The 13,245-nt window shown below is 68.0% G+C and carries 10 protein-coding genes, 1 tRNA gene and 1 pseudogene; 6 read left to right on the plus strand and 6 right to left on the minus strand.

The window, feature by feature from the left end:
- Positions 1–111: 111 nt before the first annotated feature.
- The gene (locus tag FDO69_RS27840) at positions 112–519 is read right to left on the minus strand and encodes a DUF5994 family protein (RefSeq protein WP_104782987.1); all 408 of its coding nucleotides are present in this window, start codon (positions 517–519) and stop codon (positions 112–114) included.
- A gap of 443 nt (positions 520–962) precedes the next feature.
- Here FDO69_RS27840 and FDO69_RS27845 point away from each other — a divergent pair, with 443 nt between their 5' ends.
- Complete coding sequence (locus FDO69_RS27845) at positions 963–1,418, plus strand: hypothetical protein (protein WP_234388146.1); 456 nt, start codon at positions 963–965, stop codon at positions 1,416–1,418.
- Positions 1,419–1,442: 24 nt separating this feature from the next.
- Here FDO69_RS27845 and FDO69_RS27850 read toward each other — a convergent pair whose 3' ends face one another.
- Positions 1,443–3,158 carry a SpoIIE family protein phosphatase gene (locus FDO69_RS27850; protein ID WP_104782990.1) on the minus strand — a complete coding sequence of 572 codons (1,716 nt, stop codon included), beginning with the start codon at positions 3,156–3,158 and terminating at the stop codon, positions 1,443–1,445.
- A 578-nt stretch (positions 3,159–3,736) separates the two neighbouring features.
- On the opposite strand from FDO69_RS27850, the gene FDO69_RS27855 reads away from it, so the two are divergent.
- From FDO69_RS27855 to FDO69_RS27870, 3 genes are all read left to right on the plus strand, one after another.
- On the plus strand, positions 3,737–4,333 hold the full coding sequence (locus FDO69_RS27855) for a DUF5994 family protein (RefSeq protein ID WP_104782992.1): 597 nt from the start codon (positions 3,737–3,739) through the stop codon (positions 4,331–4,333).
- A gap of 728 nt (positions 4,334–5,061) precedes the next feature.
- Positions 5,062–5,244, plus strand: coding sequence for a hypothetical protein (locus FDO69_RS27865; RefSeq protein WP_104782994.1), 183 nt, complete (start codon positions 5,062–5,064; stop codon positions 5,242–5,244).
- Between the two features lie 106 nt (positions 5,245–5,350).
- Entirely contained in the window at positions 5,351–5,578 is a 228-nt protein-coding gene (locus tag FDO69_RS27870) for a hypothetical protein (RefSeq protein WP_104783301.1), read from the plus strand.
- A 93-nt stretch (positions 5,579–5,671) separates the two neighbouring features.
- Here FDO69_RS27870 and FDO69_RS27875 read toward each other — a convergent pair whose 3' ends face one another.
- From FDO69_RS27875 to FDO69_RS27880, 3 genes and pseudogenes are all read right to left on the minus strand, one after another.
- Positions 5,672–6,715: a fatty acid desaturase family protein gene (locus FDO69_RS27875; protein WP_104782996.1), complete on the minus strand. Its 1,044-nt coding sequence runs from the start codon at positions 6,713–6,715 to the stop codon at positions 5,672–5,674.
- Between the two features lie 1,057 nt (positions 6,716–7,772).
- Positions 7,773–7,839: transfer RNA gene (locus FDO69_RS41020), tRNA-Ser, on the minus strand.
- A gap of 374 nt (positions 7,840–8,213) precedes the next feature.
- A pseudogene (locus tag FDO69_RS27880) lies at positions 8,214–8,384 on the minus strand (IS5/IS1182 family transposase); the annotation flags it as partial.
- Between the two features lie 593 nt (positions 8,385–8,977).
- Between FDO69_RS27880 and FDO69_RS27885 the strand changes: the two are divergent.
- Positions 8,978–9,472, plus strand: coding sequence for a lactococcin 972 family bacteriocin (locus FDO69_RS27885; protein WP_138430200.1), 495 nt, complete (start codon positions 8,978–8,980; stop codon positions 9,470–9,472).
- A gap of 1,700 nt (positions 9,473–11,172) precedes the next feature.
- Here the strand turns inward: FDO69_RS27885 and FDO69_RS27900 are convergent.
- The gene (locus FDO69_RS27900; RefSeq protein WP_104783005.1) at positions 11,173–12,270 is read right to left on the minus strand and encodes a DUF1152 domain-containing protein; all 1,098 of its coding nucleotides are present in this window, start codon (positions 12,268–12,270) and stop codon (positions 11,173–11,175) included.
- Positions 12,271–12,414: 144 nt separating this feature from the next.
- Here FDO69_RS27900 and FDO69_RS27905 point away from each other — a divergent pair, with 144 nt between their 5' ends.
- Positions 12,415–13,155: a GntR family transcriptional regulator gene (locus FDO69_RS27905; RefSeq protein WP_104783008.1), complete on the plus strand. Its 741-nt coding sequence runs from the start codon at positions 12,415–12,417 to the stop codon at positions 13,153–13,155.
- Positions 13,156–13,245: the final 90 nt, after the last annotated feature.

Below are 13,245 nucleotides of genomic sequence, written 5' to 3' on the forward strand. Positions count from 1 at the left end.
GATTCGTGTGCACCGTCCGCCGGCAAACCTGCCGGAGGCGGGAATCGGGATCGGGCATCGTGCTCACCTGCCTGTTCGGGGCCTCCTCGCGTCCACGCTGCTCCTGGCGTGTCAGGCGTGGTCGCTGAGTGCGGCGGTCATGATCGGTTCGGCCGCCTCCTCGGTGGTGTCGGGCGGCACGACCAGCAGGTCCCAGCGGCCGTGGCCGGGGGCGAGCAGGACGACGGTGTCCGGGGCGTGCGCTGCGGCCGTCTTCCGCAGTCGCACGACCTGGTTGGCGACGAGCATCCGGCCAGGTGCCGTGGACCAGTCCGCTCCGTTCACTGTGACGCCGGCGATGTGTCCCCAAGCGCGTGGCAGTGCGGCGAGCAGCTCCGGAAGCTCCGCCAGAAGGTCGTAGGAGCGTGGCCACCACACGCCGTCGAGACGACGCGGCAGCGCGCTGTGGGGCGCGAGGCGCAGGCGGAGGAGAGGGCGGGTGGGCGGTGAGGGCGGTGGGGGTGGCGTTGTGGTGATCATGACGTTTCCTTCTACGGGTTGTGCAGCGGTGGGTTCGGGTCAGGTCCGGCGGGCGGCGAGGCGGTGCGACGCGCTCGGCGCCGCCGCGGGCGGGCGCCGTTCCGTCGTAGGCGGGCGGGCGGGCGGGCGGGATCCGGCGGGGCCCCTGCCGGTGAGGCAACGGTCGCGGAGAATCGAACGGCATGACGCGGCTCCTCGGCGGTCTGTCAGCCGCCTCGGCCTCAACGTCTGGCGGCGTTCCGCGTGTTGTGCGTCGTCCGTTCCCGGTGGCGGCGCGGTCGGAAGCGCCCCCGCCCGCGACGCGGAAGCCCGGCCCGAGGCCGGAACGGGGCTCCTCGCCCCGGGAAGGGCAACGCGTCCGTCCGCTGACCCGGCGTCAGATCGAGGACCGTCTACAGGAGCTGGGTGATCTGTACGCGGAGACGTCCGGCGGTGGCCCCTGGGTGTGGAACCAAGCCCGCAGCGCCTTCCTGCGGCGGCTTGCGGCCGACGCACGGCGACCGGGATTCGAGCTGCTGATCGCGGAGACCACCGGGCTGACCGGTTGTGCCTACGGTTTCCCCGCAGGCGGCGACGGCCCCTGGTGGGAGGGCTTCGACGGATACCTTCCGGGGCGGCTGCTCCGGCTGGCCGCCTCCGGACGCCTCTTCGTGATCTCCGGGATCCACGTTCCCTCCCGGGTACGCAGGCAGAACCAGGACCGTGCCTGGAACCTCGCCCGGCGGCTGCAGAGACGGCTGCTCACCGACCACGGTGCCGCCGTCGCCGTCACGCTGGTGACCGCTCCGACCACAGGAACGTCGAGGCGCTGCGGTCCTGGGGGTGGCGGTATATCGAAGGCGACACACCTCGGACGGCCCCGCTCGGCCCGTTCCGCGTCCCTGGTCCTCGAGACCTGAGCACCCCGTCCCGCGCCACGGCGGTCACGGCGACGGCAGACGCAGGGCGAGGAGGGCCACGTCGTCGGTGCTGCCGGGCGGCATGCGGGCGGGCAGTTGGTCGCACAGCGTGTCCAGCGGTTCGTGGGCGAGAGCGAGGGCGTGGCGGCGCAGACGGGCGAGGCCGGTGTCCAGGTCGCTGCCGGGGATCTCGATCAGGCCGTCGGTGTAGAGCAGGAGAGTGGAACCCGGGGGAAGGGACTGCGCGGCGCTCGGCCGGCTGCCGCCGGTGCCCGGAGGGACACCGAGGACGACTCCCTGTCCCGCTTCGAGGTACTGCGCCTGTCCGTCCCGGGTCAGCAGCAGAGGCGGCGGGTGCCCCGCGCTGGTCCACCGCAGCGTCCAGGGACCGGTGTGCGGGTTGCCTTCGAGCAGGGCGAGGACGAGGGTGGCCATGGGGACGGTGGTGATGGCGGGCATGGCGTCGTCGAGGCGGTCGACGACGGCACCGGGCGGGCCGGTGTGGTCCCAGGCCAGTGAGCGCAGGATGCCGTGCAGTTGCGCCATTCCGGCTGCCGCGGTCAGGTCGTGGCCCACGACGTCGCCGATGACCAGAGCGAGCGTGCCGTCCTTCCGCTGGAACGCGTCGTACCAGTCGCCGCCCACCTGGGAGCCGGCCGGGGCGGGCTGGTAGCGGGCGGCCAGTCGCAGGCGGCCGGGCTGGGGCAGCGGGGCGAGCAGGTTGCGCTGCATGGCCTCGGCGACGGCGCGCTGGCGGCCGAACCGCCGTGCGTTGTCGATGACCAGGCCGACCCGGCGGCCGATGTCGCTCACGACGTCCAGGTCGTCGCCGTCGAAGGGGTGCTCCGGGTCCGTGCGCACCACCGTCAGGGCGCCGGTGATCTGCCCTCGGGGGCCGAGCGGCACCGTGATGGCCGACGTCGAGCCCACCGTCCGCAGGAAGTCGTCGTGGACGGCGGCCAGGGGAGAGGCGGGCGGTGCGGCCGGAGCCGCCTCCTGCTGCAGTACGGGATCAGCGCCGTTGAGCACCTGGACGAGCGGTGAGTGATCTCCCTCCCCGGCCCCGGTATGACGCTGGCGCCCGCCCTCCAGTCCGGCCTCCCGGCCCGCGGGACCGGTCACCGCCACCCGGTGGACCTGCCCGGAACCGACCAGGAGATCCACCGCCGCCCAGTCGGCGAGGCGGGGAACCAGCAGGCGGCCCAGCCGGACGAGGGCCTCATCGGTCTCCAGGGTCTGGCCGAGTACGTCGGTGATCTCCGCGACCAGCGTCAGCCGCTCGGTGAGGTCCTCCAGAGCACGTGTGTAGGCAGCACGCTCCCGACGCGCGCTGCGCTCGCCGGCGGTGTCGGTGAACAGCACGGCCATGCCGATGAAGGCGCCGTCGTCCGTCACGGGAGCAGCGGACCAGGAGATCGCGAGCAGGCGACCGTCACCGCGCAGACAGACGTCGCCCTCCTCGCGTGCCTCGGACCTCTCGGCCACGGCACGCAGCAGCGGGCACTGCTCCCGGGGGATCCTGCCGCCGTGCGCATCCCGGTGCAGCAGGTCGTGTGCGTCCTCCCCGCGCATCGCCGGGGCGGCGCGGCCGAGCAGCAGCTCGGCCGCCGGATTGACCGCGAGGATCCTTCCGGCGGGATCCACCACGACCAGGGCCGTGCCCAGTTGCCCGACGACCAGCTGCCAGAATCCCTTCTCGGCCGCCGGCCGGCTCTCCTCGTCTCCCGCACCCTTCACCATGCCACCCCCTCCGTCAGGGAAACCCTCGCCGAAGCCCGTGGGCGCATCGGGGGACCGACACGCCAGTGGATCGATAGTCCCCCGCCGCGGCACGGATCAGCTCGGCGACGTCGCGTGGCCATGTCGTTCCCCCGGCGCGAGACGCTGCGACCACCCTGCTGCGGCACGGGCTCAGGCTGACGCAACGACTCCCCTCCGTGAAAGCGACTTCGGCCTGGGCGGGTTACGAGAGCCGAACTCGCCCTGCCAGTTTGGGAAGTGCCGGCGCTTGGGCAGGTGCGGGCGTCCTGGCCTGCGCCTACGCGGTCCGGGGCCAGAGGGCGACAGCCCGGATCGCACCGCCTCCGTATCGAATCGAATTGTCTGCAACTCGCCCGGAATCCCTGCCTCAGGGACGACGGTTCCGGGGAGGAACGCATGAAAGCTTTCCTCCGTCGTCCGCACGGTCCGTCGGGCCTGTTCGAGGAGTACGCTGGATTTACCGAGGATATTTCGAACACCGGCTTCCAGGCTCGTGTCGTTTTCGGCGATTCAATATTCCGGGCCGACCCTGGTCGGCCCGGGGCAGGGTTCGCGTCATGATGACGACCCTTTCCCGCCCGCCGACGACCGAAGCCGATGACCGGCTCCCCTCGCTCTCTCCGCGTCTGTCGCTGGCGCCCATCGGCTCCGCGCCGGCTCTGCTGGACGGCGCCTGGTGGCCCCGCTCCCGCGACCTCGAGGCGGAACTCCCGTCCCTGACCGCCGTACTGGAACCGCTGTGGGGGCGGATCACCCGGGTCACGGTGAATCCCGCCCAGTGGCCGGTCATCCCACGCAAGGTGCCAGTCGCCGGGCGCGTAGTGCACGTGGGGTGGTTCCGGGACGAGCAGGACCCGCATGAACTGCTGTTGCTCTCCTACCACCTGGGCCGCTGGAACCTCTTGGTCGTCCCGCCGCAGACGTCTCCCGACTCGGCCGCATGGCTGATGGCCGCCGCGAGCGACCCGCGCGGTACGTCGAGCGCGAGCCGGTTGATGGAGGAGGCGGGGCGCCTGCGGACGCTGCGGGACGCCGACCGGGCCGTGGAAGCGGTCTGGGACTCCGAAGGAGGGCACAGGTCCCGCGACGCGGCCGCACCTCCACGGGTGCCGGCCATGACCGGCACGGTGTGGCAGCAACCGAGGGGTAGGTGAGGACGGTGGAGACCTTTGTGACCGTGGCCGTGATCGTGGGACTCATCGTGGTCGGGGCGTTCCTCATCCGCCTGCTGAACTCGCAGCACGGCGACCGTATGGCCGGCGTCCATTACGGCCGCACCGGGATGCCTGTCGCGGGACCGGCTCCGTCGGCTCGGCGAAGGGCCCGTGGCAGGGCGACGACGAGTGGCACCCGCCGCCCCGAGGGCCCCGAGGGCCCCGGGCTCGGCGCACGCGGGCGACTCCGCCCGCGCGCCCGTTAAGGAGCGACCCCCCTTCCGGCAGGCTCGCCGGGCCCGTCACCCGACGGGCGGAACTGACCGCACCGACAACACAACCCGCAATCCGGGGCCCCGGTCGCAGCCGCGCACACGACAGGCCGGTGCCCACCCGCGTCCGGTGTCCGCAGGCCGGGGCAGCCGGCCTCCAGGACACGATGCCGTCAGGCGCGGACCTTCTGTCCGGTTCGTGGCGCATCCCCGGACGGCGGTCCACCACGATGCCCGCCGACCCCGGCTCGTGGAACGGCCCTCCGCTTCCCTTCGTCCGAGGCGATGGCGAGCCGATCGCGCCATGGGCAGCATGTCGTCCCAAGCGCCCTCGCACACAAGCTTGGACAGAAGGGGAACTTCCCGCCACCGCAGTCCTGATTGCACCATTTCGCCAGGGATTGTTTACAAAGCGGACGACAGGGAGCCAGAGTCGAGTGGAGGCAGGAGGCAGCCATGACCGTCCTCGCGGTGTTCCTTCTCGTCATCGGGACGATATTGATCCTGGTGGGGTCGATGTTGATCCTGGTCGGGACGGTCCTGATCTTCCTCGGGACACCGCTGATCCTCATCGGGATCGCCCTGGTCGCTGTTGCGGCCTTCTTGCTCATCCGCAGAGCGCTGAGGCGGGAGGAGTAGGGACGGCCGGACCGGAGCAGAGCCGGACCGGAGGACGGCCGGGACCGGAGCAAGGGGACCGGATCAGGCGGACTCATCGAGCTCGGTGCGTCGAAAGGAGCACATGATGAGCAGGGGCGTGGTGGGCTTGATCGCGGGAATGGCGCTGGGGTTCGCCGCGTACTTCGGTGACTTCTGGGCCTTCCTGCTGGTGCTGGGGCTGGGCATCGTCGGTCTCGTGATCGGGCGGCTCGTGGACGGTGATCTCCAACCGGGCGACTTCATCCGCCGCCGGGACCGGCAGGACCGCATCCGCGATGACAGACGACGGGCCAGGGGCGACCGGCTGCGCTGACCGGTGAGCCGATCGGCGCCCGGGCCCCCACTGCGTCGCGCGGTGCCGTCACCGCCTCCGACGGTCGCCGCGGGCATCGCCGGACCCCCGCTCCTACGCGGGAGTCCGGGTCCCCCGGAGCGGTGCGCCCGCCTGATGGAGGCTGACGAGGGCCAGTCGGTAGGAGGTGATCAGCCCGGTCTCCGCGTAGTCCACGCCCAGGTCCTCGCAGTGGCGCCGGACGATGGTCCGCGCCCTGCGCAGGTTGGCGCTGGGCATGCTGGGGAACAGGTGGTGCTCGATCTGGTGGTTCAGCCCGCCCAGCGCGATGTCGGTGAGCCGGCCACCGCGCACGTTGCGCGAGGTGAGCACCTGGCGGCGCAGGAAGTCCGGGCGGTCCTCGCCCTTCAGGATCGGCATGCCCTTGTGGTTGGGCGCGAAGAGGGAGCCGAGGTAGACACCGAAGAGGCACTGGTGGACGGCGAGGAAGGCGATCGCCATACCGAGGGGCAGCAGCCAGAACAGGACGGTCAGGTACACCGCGAAGTGCGCGAACAGCAGGACGCCGTCGAGCGTCCGGTGCTTGAGCGAGCGGTCGGCCAGCGCCCGCACGCTCGACACGTGCAGGTTAAAGCCCTCCAGGGTCAGGAGCGGGAAGAACAGGAACGCCTGCCAGCGGCCGATCAGACGGGGGAGCCCGGTGGAGGCCCGGGCCTGGTCCTGGGACCAGACCAGCAGGTCGGGGTCGAGGTCGGGGTCGAGGTCCTGGTGGTTGGGGTTGGCGTGGTGGCGGGTGTGCTTGTCCTGCCACCACCCGTAGCCCATCCCGATACCGGCACCGGCGATCCGTCCGGACACCTCGCTGGCCCGGCGCCGGCGGAACACCTGACGGTGGGCCGCGTCATGGGCGAGCAGGGCGACCTGACCGAAGACGACGGCCAGGACAGCGGCGACGGTCAGGGTCCACCAGCTGTCACCGATGAGCGCGACGGCGGCCCACCCGCCGACGTAGAGCCCGGCGACCACGGTGACGCGCAGTGCGTAGTAGCCGGGACGGCGGCCCATCAGGCCGGCATCGGCGATCTTCCTCGACAGCCGGGCGAAGTCACTGCCGGACCTCTCCGAGGGCGGAGGGCGGACGATGGAATGCGTGGTCATGACGGTTGTTCCCCCAGGGTGAGGCCGATGACTCGGCGCCGCCCGGGAGCCGCTGAGACCGGGCCGTGGGTAGGGATGCGCTTCCTCCATTGCCGGAAGCGGATCGCGCGACCGCGGAGCAAGGACGACGTCTGCTTCGTCAGCGGGCGGCCGTGCAGACCCTCTATCTGAATGCGTGTTCCCTGCGGACGGGACTCACACACCGCGACGGCACCGGGCTTGCGGAGCGGGCCGCGACTTCGACGTCATGGCCGGATCGGTGGCAGAGGCAAAAGTGCTCCACCTGAGGCGAGTTGCGGAAGACCGTGATCAAGCAGGGCGACGTGGGCGTCGGGCCTGTCCGGTCATGCGGCGAGGGCGAGAGCAACGTGCAACTCGGCGGGTGTTCCGACATCGTTCCGCCGTCCACGACCTGTGGACGAAAGGCCGCGGCCCTTGTGGGGCGGCGTGGTGCGCATCTGGCACGCCGCCCATCCGCTCCGCGCAGCAAAACGGCCCAGGTCTCTGACCTGGGCCTTCTTCGTGGAGCGGGTGACGAGAATCGAACTCGCGCTCTCAGCTTGGGAAGCTGCGATCATTCGAGGCCCGTCCGGACAGTGACCTGGAGGAATGCCCCGGTTGCAGCCTCCTCAGGCTAAACAGGTTTCACCGTGATTCCCCGCTGTTCCCCGACCCATCTGGTGCGCTTGTGGTGCGGCCCGCCCGGCGCCCGGCCCTGACGGACTGATCGTGGGTGCAGGCGCGTTGGTAGGTGCATCAGAGATGGCTCTTGGACGCTCTGACCAGTCGACTGATGTCGTCCAGGGTCTTCACCCTGCGCTGGCCCGGTCCAGCTCTGCCGTCCGTCTTGGGCAGGGCTGTGACGTCCGCAAGTACCGCTTCTGACGCCTCGCTCAAGGCTTCGTCAAGCGGGGGCCTCGGCATTTGCCGGCCCTGACCTGCGGATTCCTGGCCTGTGGCCAGTCCACGGATAGTCCACGGCACCCGACATACAGCCGCTCTGACCCCGTCCCAGCGAAAGCGCTGGTGACGGGGTCTTTGGGCACCTCACACAGGGTGCCCCCGGCAGGATTCGAACCTGCGCACACGGCTCCGGAGGCCGCTTCGGACCGGGTCAACGCGGCAGGTCACGACCCTGCACGCGGCAGTTGAGGGTGGAGGAGTGCGCGGATAGTCCACGGCTGGTTGAGCACCGCTTTAGGAGTTCGAGCTCGGCTCCGGGCGACCTGGCGGAAACCTGTACGCGTGCTGAGCGCTCGGTTCTCCTGGGATCGGCCTAGTTCGCCAGCGTCCGACGACGTTGATGTCAGCTGGTGATGTCAGGGCGTGTCGGCGTCCGCTCCAGCGCACTTGACCCCCCTGTGCATGGCGGTAGATGTTTCCGCCGGTCGGAGGACACACGGCGCACGAGCCACCGTTTCTGTGAGCTGCCGTTGTGTTGGTGCGCATAGCGTGTGGTCCCAAGTGGCCCCAACGGATCCGGCATCAATGAGCCTCTTCAGCGTTGCCGCTCCAGGGTGAGAATGGCTTTGGCGATTGACGTCATGCGGTTGGGGCTGCAGCGGGACCTGCGGAAGATCCGCCAGGACTTCAGGCAGGCCACGCCGCGCTCCATTTCCACACTCCTGGCCCGCCTCATCGCCTGCGGAAAGAACGTCAGCCAAGGTCCCTTTGCCAGCGCCCCAGACTTCCTCGTCCGCATCCTCGACACGGCCGACCCTGGCCACCGCCACCTGGTGTACGGCGTCTCGGCCACGCTGGAGACGCTGGTCTCCGTCCTGCACGCAGACACGGACCCCCACGGTGCTACCCACCTCGACGACACCGAGGCCCTCGAACTCGCCACGGTCCTCGCCATCCGTCTCGCGGCTCTGCCCGGCTCACTCGTCATGAGGAGCGCAGCTCAGGAGCCCCGGACTCCGTCAACGGCTGTCGGCTGCGAGCGGGAGACCTCAACCCCGTCACGGCCGGAGACGATGTCGACGCCTACTGCATCGACATCGACTCCCGTGACCCCATCTCACGAGGAGCACTACGTCGGGAAAATGCGGTACGGGTCGCGAGGCTCGGACCCGTACCGTAGGCCCACAAAAGTCCAGTTCAAGGACGGCGAACTGGCCACACCCTGCCGAATGCTGTACTACAACCCTTTAACGGACAGCCCATTTTCGGACAGTCCTTATCGAGGCTATTGACTGCCCCCACCCCCTGACCCAAGATCATTACTGAAACTCCCACTGGGGGAGTTAGGGGAGGAATACCGTGAGGATATCCGGCAGATCGATCGTTCTTGGCTTTGCGAGCGTGGCACTCGCAGCATTTAGCTTCGCTACGCCGGCGGCCGCAGACGCCTCTCAGGCCGCCACCGTTACGGCGAACGGCACTGTCGTCGCCGCGGATGGTTCCAAGATCGGCCAGGTCACCTTCCATAAGCGTGGTGACGGGACAAAGCCGCCCGCAGAACTGGGTAACCCCTCAAAATGGGGTGCGATGGTGATCAACACAGGCAATTCTCCTGCTGCGGCGCAGGGCTGCATCGGTGCCAGTGGCGGAAATTGGTGCTACGGCTACAACCTGACCACCGACGGTAAATACTGCTACTCGAACTACTACCACGGCACTAAATTTCACCATTCCACGGTCAAGATTGGCTCACAGGAGGGGAGCGGTTACGCGGCCCCTGGCAAGACCTCCTATGCCAACCGGACAGGGGGCGGTGCCTTCACCTGCCAAAGCTTCTACAGTCTTGATGAGTAGATTCTGATCCCCGCATGACGCGGTGACCCTTTCGGTAAGTGAGGTAAGTCGGTGCGCCACTCGGGTCTGTTCCTTCGCCTGCGCAGTATCCGAGTGACGCCACCTCCTACTTTGAGTGACTCACGGAACAAGGAAGAAGAAATCGCACACTTTCCGCGCACTCGTGTTGCGCCGCTCACAGTGCCCCTCGGGGTCGGTTTTCTACTTGGACTAGCGGGTCCCCTTACCGAAAAATGGGGCAATCCCGTTTGCGCCTCTCTAAACGTTGTTTTTTCAGATGGATGGTCCTGGGTCTGTTATGCATTCTTGGTGGGCTATTTCAGCCGATCCAAAATCGAGTCAGCGTTGCTGTCCTCTTTCGGGCTGGCTATCGGCGTGGTCACATACTATGTATTCAAGGACCTGAGCCCCACCATCCCGGCCGGACTGCAATCTGGCGCCACCGGCGAGGTAAATTACTCCAGTATACTTGTATGGGGAATAGCGGCTTTCATCCTTGGGGCACCCGTCGGGCTCTTGGGTAACCTGGCGCGAATTCCAAGTGTTGGCGGTCTCCCATTCCGACTGATTGTTCCGCTCGTAGCACTTGTCGAGACCTCCATGCAGCTGGCTGCAGAGGCGGATGGGCAACGTGCGGTCCTAGGAATTACTTGGAATGTGATTCGGTTTATCGCGGGCGCTGTTGCTTTGGCTCTAGTAATTCACACCATCCGGAGTCGGTGGCACTCTCGGCGTACTCGCTCCGTGGCGTCGGATGAGCACCGCGCCAGAAGGGACATTTCGCCCTTGTGACCTTCTGAAGTCCAGCCTCCATTCGTCAGCTGGGACCGTCGGTCATTTGATGGCACTGGTCCGCAAGGGATCGCGACGGATCGTTATCGACGGCACGGCCTACCGGTGGCGGCTGCGGGGCAGGCCTACGTACGCCCAGGGGCTGGTCGCCGTGCACCTTTGTAGCCGAGTATGCGGTCCCCCGGGCGTGACGCTCGCGGTCACCACCGACCAGTCGCATCCGAGTACCTGAATGGGGCGCAGGCTGAGAAGGGTTTTCTGTGGAGAGCCACTCGCTCGGCAACGTCTGCCGAGCGGGAACCAACAGACGCGTCCCGTCGTCCTCACAGCATGCACGGTTGTGGCATGAATTTCAGCTGACGACAGTCATTGTGGCGGGTGCGCCATGAATACGTCATGGAATTTTCCGCGACACGAGCGTGCCACCGGACCGCTAAGAACGTGACAGTATGGCGGTATGGATGGCGGTATTGCAGCGGTACTTGGAGCGCTTGTCGGGGTTTCCGGAACAGTGGGTTCCGCTTGGCTTGGTTACCAGGCCTCTCGCGCTCAAGTGAAGGATCAGACGTAGGTCGGCGTAGCGACTGTGGCCGGGAGCTGCTTTGGCGCGAGTGATCATGGCCCCGTAAGCTTCCGGCGCGTCGGGCAGTCTGTGGACCTGCCCGCTAAAGCACGACGTTGGGGCCATGATCTTCGAGGCTCGCGCCAAAGTGGCTGGCTAAAGTCGCGGAGCCGACCGCCCCAGCCACGATGTACCCCTTCTCTCACGTCAGGCCGCTGATTGCTGTGCGCGCGGCACGGGCGCCGGCCGGGCTGGAGCGGGGCGGAGACTGGAGCGCAGGCCCGGCCGGGGGCCGGGCCGCGCGCGGTGAGCGGAGCGAGCCGCCTTGAACCCGCAAAGAAGGTTGTTACTCAGTAGTGGCTGCGATACGCCACAAGGGGGCGTCGTACTGCTTCGGACGGCTATTGATGAGCAGGTGGCGTAGGTCTTCGCGCAAGGAGCCGTTGAGGTTCAGGGCCTCGGTGATGCGGCGGAACGTAGTGTGGGTGGCTCCGCGACTGTGGGCTTCGGCTTCGAACTGGTCGAGCTGAGACAGTACGGCGTCCGGGTCGAGCTGTACCGGTCGCTGGGCCTTGAGCCAAGCGGCCTTGTTGCGCTCGTAGTCGATCTCCGAGTAGCCGCAGATTTCGCGGCTGTGCGCCTCGACCTCGTCCAGGGTGGCGGTCGTCAGGATGGCGCGGGCCAACTGGTTGCGGGTCAGTGCCTCGTCCAGGTGGACTTCGTGGACCTTCGGTCCTTCGTCGGTGAGGGGGGCCGGGAGGCCGGCGTCTCGCATTTCGCAGGTGCCGCGTACGCCTCGGGCTGTCGCCGCGAGCATCCCGGTTGCCTCGGAGGGGTGCCATTCCAGGACCGAGCTGATCAGTTCGACGTCCTTCGCCGTGAGGGTGTGGATGAGCGGGCCGAGCATGCCGCGCAGCTCGTCGAGAGGGAGTTCGCCATCAAGGCCGGGGCCCGTCACCAGGAGGCGGATGGGCGCGTTCACCTGGCAGCACGCGGCGAGCGTGACGGCGTCAGCGAGCGGGCTTTTCAGCGTCGGCTCATCGCCTCGGGCGAGGATGTCGCCTCCCACGTCCAACAAGTCGATCGACTCTGGTGACAAGTGGTCCACCAGCTCTTCGAGTTGACGGGTGACGCCCTCAACTCCGTGGCGCGGATCGAGCAGCGTGAACTTGTGCCGGAGCTCTGCTGCGAGTCGGGGGAGAGTCGAGCCTGCCGGGGCGATCGGGCGGGCCTCGGCCGGCACTGCCCAGACTGCTGGAGTGAGGGGGTGGAGGCCGGTGAAGTTGTCTGGTCCTCGGGGGCCCGGTACTGGGTCGATCAGGAGGCGGTCCCACGCGTACGTGAGGATCACCGCCTGGTCCTCGTCGCCGTAGAGGGCGGCGTGAATCATTGCGGCGGCGACTGCGTCGCCCCCTCCTCCTGCTGCGACGATCAACCGCGTCATGCGCCTCAGCCTACGGGGTAGGGGGTTGACCACTCACCCTATAGTGGCTAGAGGCCATAGCCACTTGTATCGAGAAGCAGGCCTCAGCTCGGTAGCGGGGTGCCCGCCTACTCGCTTGGGGCTCGCCTTGGGTGAGGAGGACTGATGCCGCAGATCGAGGAGGCTCAGCCGAAGTATCTCCAGATCGCGCACTACATCCGTGATCAGATTCTTCGGGGTGACCTGCGACCGGGGGATGAGGTGCCGTCCGAACGGCAATTGGCGGCGGACTGGAAGGTGTCCCGGCCCACGGCTGCACGGTCGTTGGAGGCGCTGAGTCATCAAGGGCTCGTCGAGAAGCGTCAAGGCTCGGGCACGTACGTGCGGAGCCTGGAGGTCAACCGGCGGGCGCGTGAGTTGTACGGCCGCGCTCGGCAAACCGGGAAGATCTACACGCCGGGCGAGTACGCCGTGATCACCTCTGCCGGTTGGCTGGAGGCACCGGATCACGTCGCTGAGGCACTGGGCCTGGTCAAGGATCGCCGGGCGGTGCACCGGCGGCGTGTGACCAACAACCAGGACGGGCCAATCACGCTGTCCACCTCGTGGTTCGCTCCGGATGTCGGTCAACGGGCTCCGAAGCTTCTGGAGCCGGAGCGGATCCAAGAAGGGACGCTCCTGTACGTCGAGAACATGACCGGACGGCAGGGGAGTTACGCGGAAGATCGCATGTGCGCGCGTGAGGCGACCGAGGAAGAGTCCGAGGACCTTCAACTTGCGGTCGGCTCCGCCGTCCTGATCGTCCACCACGTCGTCTTCGACCTCCAGGACCGGCCGTTGGAGTTCGCTGAGGCCACCTACCCGCCGCATCGCTGGGCGTTCGAGCAGGGCTACCCCCTCACCTGAGGGGGCCAGTTGCAGCGAACCGCTTGCCTCGACGAAGTGGCTAATGCCACTATCCAGGAAGTGGCTAAGGCCACTTCACTGGGAGGAGGC

It is taken from the genome of Streptomyces tibetensis, assembly GCF_007655005.1.
GTDB lineage: Bacteria > Actinomycetota > Actinomycetes > Streptomycetales > Streptomycetaceae > Streptomyces > Streptomyces tibetensis.